Consider the following 16,566-nt stretch of genomic DNA (forward strand, 5'->3'; position numbering starts at 1 on the left):
TAATCTAAATCAACGTTTAATGGCCGCGCTGGCCGCCTCCCTCTGCGGGTCGATAGTGAAGCCAGTCGCGGTGCAGCCAGCCTTCTTCCCTCTCCCCTGGACAGGGGAGAGGGTTAGCGAAGCTTGCCAGCCTGCTGGCTAGCGCAGCTTGGGTGAGGGGTTGAGCGAGCCTGAAGGCTCGCGGCGCTCGCCAAGCGAGCGCCCACCCCTCACCCAGCTCCGACTAGGCCTTTGCTTTCGCAAAGACCAAGTCTGCGCAACCCTCTCCCCTCTGCGAGGGGCGAGGGACGGACTGGCATCGCCGAATATCGATCCGCCTTAGTCGGGCCGCCTCATCTCGAATCGGGCCGCCTCGGTCACCTCGAAATAATCGACCGGGCCGCCGCCGCGCAGGATCGGGCGGGCGCGGGCGGTCTGGTAGATTCCGTTCTCGATCAGATCGGCGGCGATATGGATGCCCACCGCCTCGCCGATGACCAGCCACTGGTCGAGCGCGCGCCCTTCCTTGGTCTCCAGCCGGACGAGCTGGGTCAGGCGGCATTCGAACGACACCGGGCTCTGGGCGACGCGCGGCGCGGCGACCAGCCGCCCGTCCTCCGCCGCCACGCCCGCCAGCGCGAATTCGTCCACCTCCGCCGGGACATGCGATGCACTGGCATTCATCGCATCGGCCAGCGTCATGGTGGCCAGGTTCCAGGTGAAGACCTTGGTCTCCGCGATATTGGCGACCGAGTCCTTCCACCCCTGCGACGAAAAGCCGATCAGCGGCGGACGGTAGTTGAAGACGTTGAAAAAGCTGTAGGGTGCCAGATTGTTGACCCCCGCCGACGACCGGCTGCCGATCCAGCCGATGGGCCGGGGGGCGACGATCGCGTTCAGGGGATCATGGGCCAGCCCATGGCCGTTGACGGGTTCGTAGAAATGCCAGTTGTCGATCATGGATGGTCACCGAAAGGGAGTGCGAATGGAAGCCGGAACGCCGACCGAGCCGGAAAGACCCCGGAAGGGGCCCGGAACCGTCATCCGTCGTCATGGATGGGTGACGCGGGTCTGGCACTGGGTCAATGCGGTCGCGGTGCTGATCCTGCTGGGATCGGGGCTGGGCATCTCCAACGCGCATCCCCGGCTGTATTGGGGACGCTATGGCGCGAATTTCGATCACGCCTGGGCCAGCCTGCCGCATTTCCCCGGCTGGATCACGATTCCCACGCGCTACAACCTGGCGATCTCGCGCCGCTGGCACCTGTTCTTCGCGCTGGTGCTGGGGTTCGGGCTGCTCGCCTATATGATCGGGGGGCTGGCGACCCGGCATTTCCAGCGCGACCTGCGCATCCGGGCGCACGAGTTGCGTGCCGCCGCGATCCGGGCGGACCTGGGGCGGCATCTGGCCTTTCGCTTTCATGACGAAGAGGCCCCTCGCGCGTACAACCTGTTCCAGAAGCTCAGCTATGTGCTGGTCCTGTTCATCGCATTGCCGCTCGCCATCCTGACCGGGATCGCGCTGTCGCCGGGCATGAACGCCGCCTGGCCCTGGGTGCTGGAGATATTGGGCGGGCGGCAATCGGCGCGCTCGATCCATTTCATCACCGCCAGCGCGCTGGCGCTGTTCACCATCGTCCACCTCGTGCTGGTCATCCTGGCGGGTGCGGGCAACGAGATGCGCTCGATGATTACCGGCCGCTGGAGGGTCCCCGAATGAGCGCGCTGATTCGTCGCCGGACGATCCTGACCGGCGGGGCCGGGCTGTTGCTGGCCGGGTGCGACCGGATCATCGAGCAGCCGACCGCGCGCAAGATCCTGTTCGCGGGCGAGGATATGCAAAAGGGATTGCAGCGGGCGCTGATGGACCGGGGCGCGCTGGCGCCGGAATATCGCCGCGACCAGATGTCGCCCTATTTCCGCACCAACGGCACGCGCGATCCGGGGACGCCCGAATATGCCGCGCTGGTGGCGAATCGCTTTCAGGACTGGCGGCTGAAGGTCGGCGGGCTGGTCGGCACCCCCCTCTCGCTCTCGCTGCGCCAGATCGGCGAGTTTCCGGCCCGCCGCCAGATCACCCGCCACGATTGCGTCGAGGGCTGGAGCGCGATCGGCGAGTGGATGGGGCCGATGCTGGGCAATGTGCTGAAGGCGGCGAATATCAGCAGCCGGGCGCGCTATGTCGTCTTCACCTGCGCCGATCTCTATGGCGGCCAGCCCTATTACGAATCGCTCGACCTGATCGACGCCTTTCACCCGCAGACCATCCTGGCCTGGGGCATGAACGGGCGGATGCTGGACGTCGGCCACGGCGCGCCCTTGCGCCTGCGGGTCGAGCGGCAGCTGGGTTACAAGCACGCCAAATATCTCATGGCGATCGATGCGGTCGAAAACCTGTCCAACATAGGTTTGGGCAAGGGCGGCTATTGGGAAGACCATGTCGATTATGACTGGTATGCCGGAATTTAAGGCACTAGTCGGTGCCATATGGCGCTGATCGATCTCTTTCTGTCGCGCGCGGTCCGCAAGGGCCGCCTGTCCCTCACCCATCATGACGGCACCGTCCGCGAATTCGGTACGCCCGATCCCGGTTATCCCGACGTCGCGATCCGCTTCACGGACTCGCGGGTGGCGGGGCAGATCGTCCGCAACCCCGCGCTGGCGGCGGGCGAATGTTTCATGGACGGTCGCCTGCTGGTCGAGAAGGGCGATGTCCGCGACCTGGTCGAACTGCTGACCGCCAACGACAAATGGGAAGCGGGCCGGGCCAATCTCAACCCGTCCTGGCTGGTGCGGGCGGCGGGCGCGGTCAAGCACCGGGTCGACCGGATCAACATGGAGCGGCGGTCGAAGAAGAACGTCGCGCATCATTACGACCTGTCGGGCACGCTGTACGAACTCTTCCTCGACACCGACAAGCAATATAGCTGCGCCTATTTCACCGATCCGCAGAACGACCTGGAGCGGGCCCAGCGCGACAAGAAGGCGCATATCGCCGCCAAGCTGGCGATCGAGCCGGGGATGAAGGTCCTCGACATCGGCTGCGGCTGGGGCGGCATGGCGCTGTACCTGCACCAGAAATGCGGCGCCGAGGTGCTGGGCGTCACCTTGTCCGAAGAACAGCTGAAGGTCGCGCGCGCGCGGGCCGAGGCGCTGGGCGTGTCGGACAAGGTGAAGTTCGAGCTGATCGACTATCGCCGGGTGGAGGGGCGGTTCGACCGCATCGTCTCGGTCGGCATGTTCGAGCATGTCGGCCCGCCGCAATACCGGACCTTCTTCCGCAAGTGCCGCGACCTGCTGACCGACGACGGGGTGATGCTGCTCCACACCATCGGGCGCTTGAGCGGACCGGGCGTCACCGACGACTGGACGACCAAATATATCTTCCCCGGCGGCTATAACCCGGCCCTGTCCGAGATCGTGCGCGCGCAGGAGGGGATGCGCATGTTCCTGACCGATGTGGAGGTGCTGCGCTGTCATTATGGCTGGACGCTCGACATCTGGTACGAGCGGACGGTGGCGGCGAAGGACCGGATCGTCGACCTGTATGACGAGCGTTTCTATCGCATGTGGCTCTTCTATCTGGCGGGCGCGGGCGCGGCGTTCCGCAACGGGGGCCTGTGCAACTATCAGGTCCAGCTGACGCGCGGTCGCCTGTCGGTGCCGGTCACGCGGGATTACATGTTCGAGGGCGAACGCGCGCTGCGGGACTGAAGTCCCCTTCTTCCCCTCTCCCCTGGACAGGGGAGAGGGTTAGCGAAGCTTGCCAGCCTGCTGGCTAGCGCAGCTTGGGTGAGGGGTTGAGCGAGCCTAAGGGCTCGCGCGCTACGCGCATGCACCCCTCACCCAGCTCCGACTAAGCCTTTGCTTTCGCAAAGACCAAGTCTGCGCAACCCTCTCCCCTCTGCGAGGGGCGAGGGATGGAAAGGCATCGCTGAACGCCGCTCGGCCCTAGCGCGGGGCCAGCCGCCGGATGTCCAGCACATCGACCCCGGCCAGCGTGACCGGCCCGAACCGGCCGCCCGCTTCGGCGATGATCCCCTGTGTGGTGGAGCGGACCCGCGTCCACGGGATTTCCTGCACCACCAGCCGACGGCCGCGCAGCTTGATCGCCGCGACCCGGCCGTCGGTTGCCACCGCCAGCGCACCCTGCCCGTCGGCGCCGACCACCGCGCCCGACACCGCAAAGCCCGCCAGCGCCGCCTCGGCCGCCGCGGCGACCTCTTCGGGCGATCCGACGCGCCGGTCGCGGCGGCGGCGGACCAGCCAGCCGATCCCGACGCCGCCCAGGGCCATGCCCACGCCCGCCCCGGCAAGCGCCCAGCCCGCCAGCGTGCCGGTGACGGGCAGGATCATCCCGCCGCGCCCGACAAGGCTTCCAGCGTCGGGCGAAGGCCGGACAGGTCATAGCCCGCGCCCTCGGCCTGCATGACGATCAGCGTGGGATTGCGCCCCGCCTTGGCCGCCGCCAGCGCCCACAGATTGCAGCTGCGCGTGCCCGAGCGGCAAAACGCCAACACCGGCCCCTTGGCCTCGACCAGCGCCTGGGTCATCTGGTCGACCATCTCGTGGCTGAACCCGCCCGGCGTCACCGGGATGGCGGTATAGGCCAGCCCCTGATCCTCCGCCGCGGCCCGGATCGCATCGCCGGTCGGCTGGCCGGGCTCCTCGCCATCGGGACGGTTGTTGACGATGGCGGTATAGCCCGCCGCCTTGATCGCCGCGACATCCTCGGGAAGGATCTGGGGGGCGACGGCGACGCTTTCGTTCAGAGGACGGATCATGCGGCTCACCTATTCAATGGGCCGTTTCACCGCAACATGCGACACGCCCCATTCCTGTCGAAAAGACGCATCACCGTGCGCATGGCTCCGTCGCGGGGGGAACATCCGCGCCCGCGCCACGTCTGGCCATGATGTATCGTTTGCAGGAGGCCCGTCCATGTCGCTGATCGATCGTCGCCAGGGGCTATGGGGTCTGGCCGCGCTGGGCATCGCCACCACCCTGCCGCTGGCCTGGCGCCGCGCCCAGGCCGCCGCCCCCGTCCGGCCGGGCACGCTGGCGGTGGTCGAGAAGGGCGCGGGCCGCGTCGCCTTCTACGGCGTGCCCGACGGGCGCCCGCTGGGCAGCGTCGCGCTGGGCGTGCAGCCGCACGAGATGGTCGCCGACCCCGCCGGCCGCTTCGCCTATGTCGGCGGTTACGGGGTCAAGGGCTGGCAGGCGGCGGGCGAAGGCGGGCATCAGCTCTGGGTGATCGACCTCCAGCAGCGGCGTCTGGCGCGGACGATCGATATGGCGCCCTATCGCCGCTGGCACGGCATGCGGACGGATGCGAGCGGAAGGCTCTATGCGCTGTCCGAAACCGACAGCGTGCTGGCCCGGTTCGACCGCCCCGCCACCGCCGAGACACCCGACCGGCTGATCCCGGTCGGCGGCGCGCGCAGCCATTATTTCGTGGTGAAGCCCGATGGCAGCCGCGCCTATATCGCCGATACGATGAGCGGCATGGTCATCATGGTGAACCCCGACGATGCCAGCTTCGCGCCGGTCAAGCAGCATATCGGCGCCGCGCCCGAGGGACTGGCGCTCAGCCCCGATACCCGCACCCTCTATGTCGTCGACCGCCCGACGGGCATCCTCCATGCGCTCGACGCGATCACGCTCCAGCCCCGCGCCCGCACGACCCTGCGCGGCGAGGCGGTGCGGGTGATCGTGCAGGGCGACGGCCGCCTGATCGTCTCGAACCAGGCCGACAAGAGCCTGACCCGCCACAACCCCGCCACCCTGGCCGAGGAAGCCCGCCTACCCCTGCCCGCCGCCGCGCCGGGGCTGAACCTGCCCGATGGCGGGTCGATCCTCTATGCCGCGCTGGACGACGACCGGATCGCGATGATCGATCTGGCGCGCTGGCAGGTCATCGGCACCTTCGCGACCGGCGATGCGCCCGACACGGCGGTTCTGCTGTGACGTCAGCGATCCCGTCACCGGCTCTTTGCCTGACCGCCGCTTTGCGGTAGCGGTGCGGGGATGGCGGCCAAAATCTCCTGCGATGTTGCGATCATTGGCGCGGGGCTGGCGGGCGGCCTGATCGCGCTGGCGCTGAAGGCACGCCACCCGTCGATGGACGTGCGCCTGGTCGATGCGGGTGAGACGATCGGCGGCAACCATCTCTGGTCCTTCTTCGGCAGCGACGTCGCCAAGCGCGACCGCTGGATCGTCGAGCGGGTCGTGGCGCATGGCTGGCGTAGCTATGACGTGGCCTTCCCGGCCCATGCCCGCACCCTCGACCAGACCTATTATTCGATCGAAAGCCACCGGCTAGACGCCGAGGTGCGCCGCGTCCTCCCCCCGGAGGCGCTGATCCTGGGCCGCAAGGTGCTGGCGGTGTCGGCCACCGCGGCGGTCTTCGCCGATGGCGACCGGGTGGAGGCGACCGGCGTCATCGACGCGCGCGGCGCGGGCGACCTGTCGGCGCTGTCGTGCGGATGGCAGAAATTCGTCGGGCAGGAACTGCAACTGGCGCGTCCGCATGGCTGCGAACGGCCGGTGGTGATGGACGCCACCGTCAAGCAGGTCGACGGCTATCGCTTCGTCTATGTGCTGCCCTTCGCCGAGGACCGGATCTTCGTCGAGGACACCTATTACTCCACCTCCTCCGAGCTGAACCGCCGCGCGATCGTCCAGCGGATCGAGCGTTATGCCGACAGCCGCGGCTGGATCACGCAGGCCGTCGTGCGCGAGGAGGCGGGGGTGCTGCCGGTCGCGATGGGCGGCGATTTCGACGGCTATTGGCGCAGCGGCGGGGCCCGGACGCCCAAGGCCGGGATGCGCGCCGGACTGTTCCACCCGACCACCGGCTATTCGCTGCCCGATGCGATCCGCATGGCCGCGATGCTGGCCGAACGCCGCGACTTTGCCGGGGCCGATCTGCACGACGCGACCTATCGCATGGCGCGCGCCGCCTGGGACGCACGCGGCTTCTACCGGATGCTCGACACGATGTTGTTCAAGGCCGCCGAGCCCGATGAGCGATACCGTGTCCTCGAACGTTTCTATCGACTCCCGCCCGACCTGATCGGGCGCTTCTATGCGGGGCAATCGACCATGGCCGACAAGGCACGAATTCTGACCGGACGGCCGCCGGTGCCGATCCTGCGCGCCATCGCCGCGCTGCGCGGCCATTCGGGGGGCCGCGCATGAAGACCGCGGTCGTCATCGGATCGGGCTTTGGCGGCCTGGCGCTGGCCATCCGCCTGCAATCGGCGGGCGTGCAGACCACCATCGTCGAGGCGCGGGACAAGCCCGGCGGCCGCGCCTATTATTGGGAGCGCGACGGCTTCACCTTCGACGCGGGTCCGACGGTCATCACCGATCCGGCGTGCCTCGAGGAATTATGGGCGCTGACCGGGCGCACCATGTCCGAGGACGTGCAGCTCGATCCCGTCAGCCCCTTCTACCGGTTGAACTGGGTCGACGGCACCAATTTCGACTATAGCAACGACGACACCCAGCTGCGCTCGGAAATCGCCAAGCTGAATCCCGACGATATCGCGGGCTATGGCCGGTTCCTGGACTATGCGGCGGGCGTTTACCGCGAAGGCTATGAGAAGCTCGGCCATGTCGCGTTCCTCGACTTCGCATCGATGATCAAGGCCGCGCCCTCGCTGATGAAATATCAGGCGTGGAATTCGGTCTACACGATGGTGTCGAAGTTCGTGCAGTCGGAAAAGCTGCGCCAGGCGCTGTCCTTCCACACGCTGCTGGTCGGCGGCAATCCGATGACGACCAGCGCCATCTATGCGCTGATCCACAAGCTGGAGCGCGACGGCGGCGTCTGGTTCGCGCGCGGCGGCACCAACCGGCTGGTGGCGGGCATGGTTGCGCAGTTCGAGCGGATCGGGGGCGTGCTGCGGCTGGGCGACCCCGTCACCCGGATCGAGACGCTGGGCGATCGCGCGACCGGCGTGGTAACGAAGAGCGGCCTGACCATCCAGGCGGATGCGGTCGCGACCAATGCCGACATCATGCACAGCTATCGCGACCTGCTGTCCGACAATCGCTCGGCGCGGCGGACGGTCAATGCGCTGGAGCGCAAGCGTTACTCGCCGTCGCTGTTCGTCGTCCATTTCGGGATCAAGGGCGCATGGCCGGGCATCCCGCACCACATGATCCTGTTCGGTCCGCGCTATAAGGGCCTGCTGACCGACATCTACGATACCGGCGTGCTGTCGGAGGATTTCTCGCTCTATCTCCACCACCCGACCGTCACCGATCCCAGCCTGGCGCCGGAGGGGCATTCGACCTTCTATGCGCTGGCCCCGGTGCCGCACATGGGCAAGTTCCCGATGAACTGGGACGAGGTCGGGCCGATCCTGGAGAAGCGCATCCTGGACGAGGTGGGCCGCCGCCTGATCCCCGACATCCACGAACGGATCGTGACCAAATTCCATTATGCGCCGTCGGACTTCGCCACCGACCTGAACGCGCATATGGGCTCGGCCTTCTCGCTCGAGCCGATCCTGACCCAGAGCGCCTATTTCCGGGTCCATAATCGCGACGATTCGATCCCGAACCTGTATTTCGTCGGTGCGGGCACCCATCCGGGCGCAGGGATTCCCGGCGTGGTCGGCAGCGCCAAGGCGACGGCGGCGCTGATGCTGGAGCGGAAGTAAGGACTCCCCTCCCCCTCCGTTCCGCCCGGACCGAGGGGAGGGACCGGCGGCCCAGTCTCATAGCGGTACGCCCCGCGCACCGAAAAGGCCGATCCGGTCACAAGGCCGCCATGATTGCGCGAGATCGAACCGATGTCGCAACGACACCGGGAGAGTTCACGATGCGCCGCCTTGCCTGCCTGCTATCGGCCGCCCTGACGGCGGCCGCGCCGTCGCCATCGGAACGGGTGATCGCCCCCGATGGTCGCGAGACGCTGTCGGTCAACGGCATATCGCGCACCGTGCTGGTCGATCCGGCCGCACTCGGCATTCCGATCATCACCCAAAGCTATGCCCAGGCGGCGGGGATGAAGCCCGGCATGATCGAGATCGGCTTTCGCGTCGGGCCGGTGAGGATCGACGGTCATTCCGCCGTCGCCAGCATCCGGTCGGGCCCCGGCGAGCCCTTCAAGCGGCGGATCGCCTTTGCCGAGCCGGCCTATGCCAAGGGCTTTGACGGGGTGTTCGGCCCCGCCAGCCTGGCCGATCCGGTCATCCGCTTCCGCCTGCGCGATCCGCAACCAGGCGAGCGCGTCATCAGCCTGCCGATGGTCGGGGGCAGCGGCATGTTCGGCAATTGGGGATCGCGCTATGTGGTCATCACGATCGAGGGCGAGCCGATGCGGGTCATCCTCAACCCGCGCAATCCACGCAGCACCACCAATGCGGGCGGTGCGGTGCGGCTGGCCCGCGCCTATGGCGGGCAATTGTCGGCACGCCGACGGAGCAGGAGATCGTCTTCGGCGTGACGCGCCCGATCCGGACGATGACGTTGCAAACGCCGGTGCAGGTCGGTCCGTTCGCGATGACGCAACTGGGCGTGCGGACCGTCGATTTCGGCAGCACCGCCACCATCGCCGATGCCGACGCGCCGGGCGATCCGGACGAGGTCGTCGTGACCGGCAAGGGCAAGCACGACTCCAAGCGAGACTGGCTGTCGATCGGTGCGGACCAGCTGAACCGCTGCTCCGCGATCATATTCGACAAGCCCGCCCGGCAGGTCCGGCTGAGCTGTCTCTGATCCCCCCTCCCCGCACCGGGGAGGCGGTTCACGCCAGCAGCGCGTCGGCTTCCTCAGCCTGCTCGACCTCGGCGGCCTGGCGGGCCCACATCTCGGCATAGAGGCCGCCCCAGGCCAGCAATTCGCCATGCGTGCCCCGCTCCGCCACGCGACCGCCGTCGAGGACGACGATCTGGTCGGCATGAACGATGGTCGACAGCCGGTGCGCGATGACCAGGGTCGTGCGCCCACGCTCGATCGCCTGGAGCGTCGCCAGGATATCCGCCTCGGTCCGGCTGTCGAGCGCGCTGGTCGCTTCGTCCAGGATCAGGATGGGCGGATCCTTCAGCAGCGTGCGCGCGATCGCCACGCGCTGCTTCTCGCCGCCCGACAGCTTCAACCCGCGCTCGCCGACCCGCGTCGCATAGCCCTGGGGCTGCCGCTCGATGAAGTCGGCGATGGCGGCGCCGTTCGCCGCGCGCTCCACCTCGGCCTGGTCCGCGCCCTCTCGGCCATAGCCGATATTATAGCCGATCGTGTCGTTGAACAGCACCGTGTCCTGCGGCACGATCCCGATCGCGGCGCGCAAGCTATCCTGCGTGACGGCGTCGACCGCCTGCCCGTCGATGGTGATCGCGCCCTGGTTCACATCATAGAAGCGATAGAGCAGCCGCGCGAGCGTCGACTTGCCCGCCCCCGACGGCCCCACCACCGCGCAGGTGGTCCCCGCCGGAATGTCCAGCGTCAGCCCCTTCAGGATGGGCCGGTCGGGTTCATAGCCGAAGACCACCCGGTCGAAGCGGACATGCCCGCCCGTGACGGCCAGCGGCGCCGCGCCGGGGGCGTCGACCACCTCGGCGGGCGTGTCGATCAGGTCGAACATCGCGCCCATGTCGATCACCCCCTGGCGGATGGTGCGATAGACCATGCCGAGCAGGTCGAGCGGGCGGAACAGCTGCGACAACAGGGTCGAGACGAACACCACGTCGCCCGGCGAGGCCGCACCCCGGCTCCATTCGCGCACGACCCAGGCCATGGCGAAGCCCAGCATCAGGCTGGTGATCGCGGCCTGCCCGACGTTCAGCCAGGCCAGCGAGTTCTCCGACTTGGTCGCGGCGCGCGCATAGGCCGCGACGCCATTCTCGTACCGCTTCGCCTCACGCTCCTCGGCGTTGAAATATTTGACCGTCTCGAAGTTCAACAGCGAGTCGACCGCATGCGCGACCGCGCCGGTGTCGAGGTCGTTCATCCGGGTGCGCAGCGCATTGCGCCAGTCGGTCACCTTGCGGGTGAAGACGATATAGCCGACCACCATCACCAGCGTGGTGACGACCAGCACCGGCCCGAAGCTGCGCCCGAAGATCGTCAGCACCAGCCCCAGTTCCAGCACCGTCGGGGCGATGTTGAACAGCAGGAAATAGAGCATGGTGTCGATGCTCTTGGTCCCGCGCTCGACCACCTTGGTCACCGCGCCCGTCCGCCGCTCCAGATGGAAGCGCAGCGACAGCCGGTGGAGATGCCGGAACACATCGGCGGACAGCCGCCGGGTCGCGTCCTGCCCCACCGTCTCGAACACCGCATTGCGCAGATTGTCGAACAGCGTCGTGCCGAACCGCGCCGCCGCATAGCCGACGACCAGCAGGACGACGAGCATCGTCGCGCTCCGGTCCCCGCCCGCCATCCGGTCGATCGCATATTTCAGCGTATAGGCCGCACCCAGCACCTGGATCAGCTTGGACACCACGACCAGCGCCATCGCCCCGACGATCCGCGCGCGCAGGGCGGGCGCTCCGGCAGGCCAGAGATAGGGCAGGAAACGGCGAAGCGTCGGGATCAGCGGCCGGTCAGGCGCACCGGCGGTAAGGTCGAGTGGCGGCATGTCGACCCCATGTCGGCGGAACGGGGGCGAAGTTCAATGGGGGCTGTCGAGGGGAGATCGCGGACGTGTAGCCAGCGGCGTTGCCTCCCCCATCCCCTCCCGCCTGCGGGAGGGGAGCGGCCAGGGGCGCCCGTTCGCACTTTACCGAGAAGCAAGGTCCGCGGGTAACGGCATGTCCTGCAAGACTCCCCTCCCGCAGGCGGGAGGGGTTGGGGGAGGGCAAGGGGTCTCACCGAGCCCCCGGTCGCCCTTACAACCCCTTCACGAACTCCGCCCCATGCTTCACCTCAGCGGTCGAGGCCTTCAGCGTATCCCCGATCGGCTCGGCGCGGCCGCCCAGGCACGGGCCCAGGAAATTCTCCGCCACCGCGTTGAAGGCGATATTGTTGGCGGGCCGCGCAAAGCCATGCCCTTCGTCGGGGAAGACGACATAGGTGACGGGGATGTTCTTCGCCGCCATCGCCGAGACGATCTGGTCGCTTTCCGCCACATTGACGCGCGGGTCGTTGGCGCCCTGCCCGATCAGCAGCGGCTTCTTGATCCGGTCGACAAAGGTCAGCGGCGAGCGTTCCTTCAGCAGCGCGCGGCCATCCTCGGTCGTGGGATCGCCCATCCGCTTGTAGAATTGCTGCTTGCCCGCTTCCCAATAGGGCGGAATGGTCTTCAGGAGCGTGAACAGGTTCGACGGGCCGACGATGTCGACGCCGCACGCGAACTTGTCCGGGGTGAAGGTCAGGCCCGCCAGCGTCGCATAGCCGCCATAGGAGCCGCCCATGATCGCCACCTTGTCGGGCACGGCCACGCCCTGCTTGACCGCCCAGTCGACCGCGTCGATCAGGTCGTCATGCATCTTGCGGCCCCATTGCAGGTCGCCCGCCGAGATGAAGTTCTTACCAAAGCCCGTCGAGCCGCGATAATTGACCGACAGCACCGCATAGCCGCGATTGGCGAGCCACTGGTGATAGCCATTATAGCCATAGCCGTCGCGCGCCCAAGGTCCGCCATGGACGAACAGCACCATCGGCACCGGCCCGGTCACGCCCTTGGGCCTGGTCAGGTACGACACCAGCGTCATGCCGTCGCGCGCGGGGATCTCCACCGCCTCCATCGGCACCAGCGGCGCATCGGCCAGCTCGGGGCGGCTGACATAGAGTTGGGTCAGCTTTTTCGCCTTGCGATCGTACAGCCAGGTCGAGGCGGGCGCGGTGACCGGATCGAAGGTCACCAGCCATTTGTCGTCGGCATCGGTGCGCGACCCGATCGCGAACTCGCCCTTGTTCTGCGCCTTCAGAAAGGCGAGGTCGGCCTTCACCGCGTCGCCGACCGGGACATAGTCGCGCTTCAGATAATTGACCGAATAGGCCTCGACCCGGCCGGTCCTGGGATTGAACAGGCCGCCGCCGACATCGGCCTTGGGGCTTTCGCCGATCACGGCCATCTTGCCGCTGCCCATGTCCTGCGCCATCAGCGCGGCGGTGTTCCGGCCCCGGCTGTCCATCCAGTAGAGCGTCTTGCCGTCCACCGTGAAGCCCAGCGGCGAGGTGGTCAGCGAATCGTCCAGCCCGAACTGTACGACAGGGCTCGCCTCTACGGTGGTGCCGTTGACCCGGTAATAGTCGGAACCGCCATCGGGCCGCGCCTTGGCCGCCATGCGCAGGTGCAGCTGGTCGTCGGCCAGGAACCCGGCATAGCCGTCATTCTGCATCACCTTGGTCAGCGTGCCGGTGGTCAGGTTCAGCTCGTACACGTCATGCCAGCGCGGATCGCGATTGTTGACGCCGACCAGGATACGGTCCTTGATCGTCTCGCTGGTGCCGACGATCTGGACGCGCGTCTTCTCGAACGGGGTCAGCGCCTTTTGCTCGCCGGTCGCGACATTGACGCCGTAGAGCAGGAAATTCTCGTCGCCGCCCTTGTCGTTGACGAACAGGATCGACTTGGAATCGGGCGACCAGAAGGCCTGGCGGATCGGCCGGCCCTTCTCGGCGGTCAGCGGCCTGGCCTGGTCGGGCGTGGCGATCGGCGCGACCCAGACGTTGAGCACCCCGTCGCGCGGCGCGATGAAGCTGATCCACTGGCCGTCGGGGGACAGCTGGCCGCCGACCTTGGTCGGATTGCCGAACAGCTTGGCACGCTCGATCAGCGGCACGTCCGCCGCCATCGCCGATTGCGCCACCATCATCGCGGCCCCGGCCGCCAGCAAAGCCTTGAACACCATATCATGCTCCCACCCAATGACTGTATTGGTGAAGCATGACACCGCAGTCGCCATCCGACAAGCGCGATTTTGGAACCGCTGGCCGCCGCCCGGCGTTTTCAGGACCAAGTGGAGGCGGTGATATGCAGCCGATTTTCTATGTGATGGCGATCCTGGGCTGCGGCGACGGCAGCACCGATTGCACCGAGGCCCGAATGGTCCCCGCGCGCTATGAAACCATGGCTCAGTGCCGCGCCGATCTGGCCAACCGGATCGCCGCCAACACCGACGTCCCCTTCCCCGTCATCGGCGCGGACTGCCGCCGGGTCGGCGCGCAAATGGCGAAGGCCGAGCGCAAGCCGTCGCGGGGGTGAAGGCTCCAATGCCGTTCAGCCTGAGCGGGATATGAAATCAGCGCAGGGAGTGGATCAGCGCGGCCGGGTCCATAAAGTCGGGTCGCGTGGGACGATCGTCATGCTGCCCCGGCGCGCCGCCTGCACGCTGGCGGTGGCCATGAAGCGCAACTTCTCCACCTTGCTAGTGCCGACACGGCTGTCCCAGGCCCGCCTCCCGCGCCGGGCGACCTTGCGCCCGATCGCGCCATAGATCGCCGCCGCCGACAGCACCGCCCAGGCCGAGCGATAGGAGAGCGCGGGCGTCCCCATCCGCGCGCTCGCCTCGAACCGCGCCGCCTGGTCGGTCAGGCGGCGGGCCAGCGCGCTCAGCCCCGGCCGGTGCGAGGGCGCCATGATCGCGTCGGGCGCGATGCTCTTATAGGCCAGCCACTGGCGCGGCAGGTAATGCCGCCCCGCGCCCGCATCCTCGGCGATGTCGCGCGCGATATTGGCGAGCTGGAACGCCATCCCCAGATCGCAGGCCCGGTCGAGCACCGCCTCGTCATCGGGTGCCACGCCCATCGTCACCGCCATCATGCAGCCGACGACGCCCGCGACATGATAGCAATAGCGATAGAGGTCGTCGTCGCTGTCGGGCCGCCAGTCCTCGGCATCCAGCGCGAAGCCCGCGATCAGGTCGCGCGGCCAGCGATGCGGCATCCCCGTCTCCGCCGCCACGACACGCAACGCGTCGAACGCCGGATCGCCCACGACCCGCCCCGCCAGCGCCGCCTCGGTCTTGTCGGTCAGCTCGGCCAGCCGCGCGGGCGCATCGGCCACGCGGGTCATGCCATGGCCGTGATCCTGCCCGTCGGCGATGTCGTCGCAGCGGCGGCACCAGGCATAGAGCAGCCAGGCGCGCTCACGCGTCGCGGGATCGAACAACAGGCTGGCCGCCGCGAAACTCTTCGAGCCCTTCGCGATCGATTCGCGCGCCGCCGCGACCAGCCTTGCACGCTCGTCGGGGTCGGCGGCGTGGTTCACAGATCGTCCGCGTTCATGCGCACGATCGGCTGGGTCGGGACATGCGCGGTCATCTTGGCCAGCAACCCGTCGAGCGTGGTATCGACGATCAGCAGCTCGCGGTGCTGCGGCCGGAGGAACCCGACCTCGCCCATCTTGTCCCAGAAGGCGACGAGATGATCATAATAGCCGCCCGTGTTGAGCAGCCCGACCGGATCGGCATGATAGCCCAGCTGCGCCCAGCTGAGCGCTTCCCACAGCTCGTCCATCGTGCCGGTGCCGCCCGCGATGGTGATGAAGCCGTCGGACAGGTCGGTGAACGCCTTCTTGCGCTCGTGCATGCCAGGCACGACGTGCAGCTCGGTCAGGCCGCGATGCGCGACCTCGGCATCGACCAGCGCCTGCGGGATGATGCCGATCACCTCGCCCCCGGCCGCCAGCGCCGCATCGGCGACCGCGCCCATCAGGCCCAGCCGTCCGCCGCCATAGACGACGCCGATCCCCCGCTCCGCCAGCCCGCGCCCGACGCTCCGCGCCATTTCGATATAGAGGGGATCGCTGGGGGTCGCCGACCCGCAATAAATGGCCAATCGCTTCATGGTGACGAGCGCTAGGCGATGGGGCGGGACGGGGCAAGCGGGTTACGGCGAACCGCCTGTCCCTGCCCGCCCACCACCCGTACCGCATGAAGAAACGGGCGACGCGGTCACCCCGCATCGCCCGTCACATCCATGGGACTGGATCGGATCGACATTCAGCATTGCTTCTTCTTGCCCTCTCCCCTGGACAGGGGAGAGGGTTAGCGAAGCTTGCCAGCCTGCTGGCTAGCGCAGCTTGAGTGAGGGGTTGAGCGAGCCCAAAGGCTCGCGCGCTACGCGCATGCACCCCTCACCCAGCTCCGACTAAGCCTTTGCTTTCGCAAAGGCCAAGTCTGCGCAACCCTCTCCCCTCTCCCCTCTCCCCTCTCCCCTCTGCGAGGGGCGAGGGAAGGACAGGCATCGGTGACCGTCGATCCGCCCTTGGCGCTTACTTGCCGCGCAGCGTGTTGAGCAGCGCGATGCCGACCACGCCGCCCAGCGCGGCCGAGGCCAGCGGACGCTCACGGACGAAGTCGCGGACCTGATCGAACAGCGGACGCACCGCCTGGTCGACGCTGGTCTTGGCGTCGCCGAAAGCCTTCTGGGCCTTGCCGCCCAGCTGTTCGCCCTTGCCTTCGGCCTGCATGGTCTTGTCGCCCAGCACGCCGCCCAGGCCTTCCTTGACCTGACCGCCGAAATTGGTGGCTGTGCCGTTGATCGTGTCGGTGTTCATCGAAAGATCTCCTTTCATGGGGCAGGAATGATTGGGGCATCAAACCCGCGAGGCCGCCGATGTTTCCGAAACGGCCGCGATGGAGAGCCGGGATCGACCCGCACGCGTCGTCGCGCCCTTTCCCCATCCGC

Annotated in this window: 17 protein-coding genes; 9 read left to right on the forward strand and 8 right to left on the reverse strand. The window is 67.6% G+C overall.

The annotated features are described in order from the left end of the window. Positions 1–318 precede the first annotated feature (318 nt). Positions 319–939 (reverse strand): flavin reductase family protein, encoded by a 621-nt coding sequence (locus QE385_RS09280; RefSeq protein WP_307101151.1) that lies wholly within the window; start codon positions 937–939, stop codon positions 319–321. Positions 940–964: 25 nt separating this feature from the next. On the opposite strand from QE385_RS09280, the gene QE385_RS09285 reads away from it, so the two are divergent. The 3 genes from QE385_RS09285 to QE385_RS09295 are packed head-to-tail and all read left to right on the forward strand — an operon-like array spanning position 965 to position 3,693. After that, on the forward strand, positions 965–1,699 hold the full coding sequence (locus QE385_RS09285) for a cytochrome b/b6 domain-containing protein (RefSeq protein WP_307101153.1): 735 nt from the start codon (positions 965–967) through the stop codon (positions 1,697–1,699). Next, the gene (locus QE385_RS09290) at positions 1,696–2,448 is read left to right on the forward strand and encodes a molybdopterin-dependent oxidoreductase (protein WP_307101155.1); all 753 of its coding nucleotides are present in this window, start codon (positions 1,696–1,698) and stop codon (positions 2,446–2,448) included. The genes QE385_RS09285 and QE385_RS09290 overlap by 4 nt, the downstream gene beginning before the upstream one ends. Before the next feature lie 18 nt (positions 2,449–2,466). After that, complete coding sequence (locus QE385_RS09295; RefSeq protein WP_307101157.1) at positions 2,467–3,693, forward strand: cyclopropane-fatty-acyl-phospholipid synthase family protein; 1,227 nt, start codon at positions 2,467–2,469, stop codon at positions 3,691–3,693. A gap of 237 nt (positions 3,694–3,930) precedes the next feature. Here QE385_RS09295 and QE385_RS09300 read toward each other — a convergent pair whose 3' ends face one another. Further along, entirely contained in the window at positions 3,931–4,335 is a 405-nt protein-coding gene (locus QE385_RS09300) for a hypothetical protein (protein WP_307101159.1), read from the reverse strand. Further along, positions 4,332–4,763: a TIGR01244 family sulfur transferase gene (locus QE385_RS09305; protein WP_307101161.1), complete on the reverse strand. Its 432-nt coding sequence runs from the start codon at positions 4,761–4,763 to the stop codon at positions 4,332–4,334. The genes QE385_RS09300 and QE385_RS09305 overlap by 4 nt, the downstream gene beginning before the upstream one ends. Before the next feature lie 157 nt (positions 4,764–4,920). Between QE385_RS09305 and QE385_RS09310 the strand changes: the two genes are divergently transcribed. From QE385_RS09310 to QE385_RS09330, 5 genes are all read left to right on the forward strand, one after another. Beyond that, complete coding sequence (locus QE385_RS09310; RefSeq protein WP_307101163.1) at positions 4,921–5,946, forward strand: twin-arginine translocation pathway signal protein; 1,026 nt, start codon at positions 4,921–4,923, stop codon at positions 5,944–5,946. 60 nt (positions 5,947–6,006) lie between these two features. Next, on the forward strand, positions 6,007–7,179 hold the full coding sequence (gene crtY / locus QE385_RS09315) for a lycopene beta-cyclase CrtY (RefSeq protein WP_307101165.1): 1,173 nt from the start codon (positions 6,007–6,009) through the stop codon (positions 7,177–7,179). Next, the gene (locus tag QE385_RS09320; RefSeq protein ID WP_307101167.1) at positions 7,176–8,651 is read left to right on the forward strand and encodes a phytoene desaturase; all 1,476 of its coding nucleotides are present in this window, start codon (positions 7,176–7,178) and stop codon (positions 8,649–8,651) included. Before crtY ends, QE385_RS09320 begins: the two co-directional genes overlap by 4 nt. A 161-nt stretch (positions 8,652–8,812) precedes the next feature. Beyond that, positions 8,813–9,439, forward strand: a complete 627-nt coding sequence (locus QE385_RS09325; RefSeq protein WP_307101169.1) for a hypothetical protein — start codon at positions 8,813–8,815, stop codon at positions 9,437–9,439. Beyond that, entirely contained in the window at positions 9,436–9,711 is a 276-nt protein-coding gene (locus QE385_RS09330; RefSeq protein WP_307101170.1) for a hypothetical protein, read from the forward strand. The genes QE385_RS09325 and QE385_RS09330 overlap by 4 nt, the downstream gene beginning before the upstream one ends. A 28-nt stretch (positions 9,712–9,739) precedes the next feature. Here the strand turns inward: QE385_RS09330 and QE385_RS09335 are convergent, their stop codons facing one another. Next, on the reverse strand, positions 9,740–11,569 hold the full coding sequence (locus QE385_RS09335; protein WP_307101172.1) for an ABC transporter ATP-binding protein/permease: 1,830 nt from the start codon (positions 11,567–11,569) through the stop codon (positions 9,740–9,742). A gap of 250 nt (positions 11,570–11,819) precedes the next feature. Then, positions 11,820–13,787: a S9 family peptidase gene (locus QE385_RS09340; protein WP_307101174.1), complete on the reverse strand. Its 1,968-nt coding sequence runs from the start codon at positions 13,785–13,787 to the stop codon at positions 11,820–11,822. Between the two features lie 122 nt (positions 13,788–13,909). Here QE385_RS09340 and QE385_RS09345 point away from each other — a divergent pair, with 122 nt between their 5' ends. Beyond that, positions 13,910–14,140, forward strand: a complete 231-nt coding sequence (locus tag QE385_RS09345; RefSeq protein WP_307101176.1) for a hypothetical protein — start codon at positions 13,910–13,912, stop codon at positions 14,138–14,140. A gap of 54 nt (positions 14,141–14,194) precedes the next feature. On the opposite strand, the gene QE385_RS09350 is transcribed toward QE385_RS09345, so the two are convergent. The 3 genes from QE385_RS09350 to QE385_RS09360 all read right to left on the reverse strand — a co-directional run bounded on the left by QE385_RS09350 (position 14,195) and on the right by QE385_RS09360 (position 16,435). Beyond that, positions 14,195–15,145 (reverse strand): phytoene/squalene synthase family protein, encoded by a 951-nt coding sequence (locus QE385_RS09350; protein ID WP_307101178.1) that lies wholly within the window; start codon positions 15,143–15,145, stop codon positions 14,195–14,197. Continuing rightward, the gene (locus QE385_RS09355; RefSeq protein ID WP_307101180.1) at positions 15,142–15,723 is read right to left on the reverse strand and encodes a TIGR00730 family Rossman fold protein; all 582 of its coding nucleotides are present in this window, start codon (positions 15,721–15,723) and stop codon (positions 15,142–15,144) included. Before QE385_RS09355 ends, QE385_RS09350 begins: the two co-directional genes overlap by 4 nt. A gap of 427 nt (positions 15,724–16,150) precedes the next feature. Beyond that, positions 16,151–16,435 carry a CsbD family protein gene (locus QE385_RS09360; RefSeq protein WP_307101183.1) on the reverse strand — a complete coding sequence of 95 codons (285 nt, stop codon included), beginning with the start codon at positions 16,433–16,435 and terminating at the stop codon, positions 16,151–16,153. Between the last annotated feature and the right edge of the window lie 131 nt (positions 16,436–16,566).

The sequence above is a fragment of the Sphingomonas sp. SORGH_AS_0950 genome (assembly GCF_030818415.1).
Lineage (GTDB): Bacteria > Pseudomonadota > Alphaproteobacteria > Sphingomonadales > Sphingomonadaceae > Sphingomonas.

Bases quoted from the DNA above. Each gene is read 5' to 3' on its own strand.
- QE385_RS09280 (WP_307101151.1), bottom strand. From the start codon at position 939: ATGATCGACAACTGGCATTTCTACGAACCCGTCAACGGCCATGGGCTG.
- QE385_RS09285 (WP_307101153.1), top strand. From the start codon at position 965: ATGGAAGCCGGAACGCCGACCGAGCCGGAAAGACCCCGGAAGGGGCCC.
- QE385_RS09290 (WP_307101155.1), top strand. From the start codon at position 1,696: ATGAGCGCGCTGATTCGTCGCCGGACGATCCTGACCGGCGGGGCCGGG.
- QE385_RS09295 (WP_307101157.1), top strand. From the start codon at position 2,467: ATGGCGCTGATCGATCTCTTTCTGTCGCGCGCGGTCCGCAAGGGCCGC.
- QE385_RS09300 (WP_307101159.1), bottom strand. From the start codon at position 4,335: ATGATCCTGCCCGTCACCGGCACGCTGGCGGGCTGGGCGCTTGCCGGG.
- QE385_RS09305 (WP_307101161.1), bottom strand. From the start codon at position 4,763: ATGATCCGTCCTCTGAACGAAAGCGTCGCCGTCGCCCCCCAGATCCTT.
- QE385_RS09310 (WP_307101163.1), top strand. From the start codon at position 4,921: ATGTCGCTGATCGATCGTCGCCAGGGGCTATGGGGTCTGGCCGCGCTG.
- crtY (WP_307101165.1), top strand. From the start codon at position 6,007: ATGGCGGCCAAAATCTCCTGCGATGTTGCGATCATTGGCGCGGGGCTG.
- QE385_RS09320 (WP_307101167.1), top strand. From the start codon at position 7,176: ATGAAGACCGCGGTCGTCATCGGATCGGGCTTTGGCGGCCTGGCGCTG.
- QE385_RS09325 (WP_307101169.1), top strand. From the start codon at position 8,813: ATGCGCCGCCTTGCCTGCCTGCTATCGGCCGCCCTGACGGCGGCCGCG.
- QE385_RS09335 (WP_307101172.1), bottom strand. From the start codon at position 11,569: ATGCCGCCACTCGACCTTACCGCCGGTGCGCCTGACCGGCCGCTGATC.
- QE385_RS09340 (WP_307101174.1), bottom strand. From the start codon at position 13,787: ATGGTGTTCAAGGCTTTGCTGGCGGCCGGGGCCGCGATGATGGTGGCG.
- QE385_RS09345 (WP_307101176.1), top strand. From the start codon at position 13,910: ATGCAGCCGATTTTCTATGTGATGGCGATCCTGGGCTGCGGCGACGGC.
- QE385_RS09355 (WP_307101180.1), bottom strand. From the start codon at position 15,723: ATGAAGCGATTGGCCATTTATTGCGGGTCGGCGACCCCCAGCGATCCC.
- QE385_RS09360 (WP_307101183.1), bottom strand. From the start codon at position 16,435: ATGAACACCGACACGATCAACGGCACAGCCACCAATTTCGGCGGTCAG.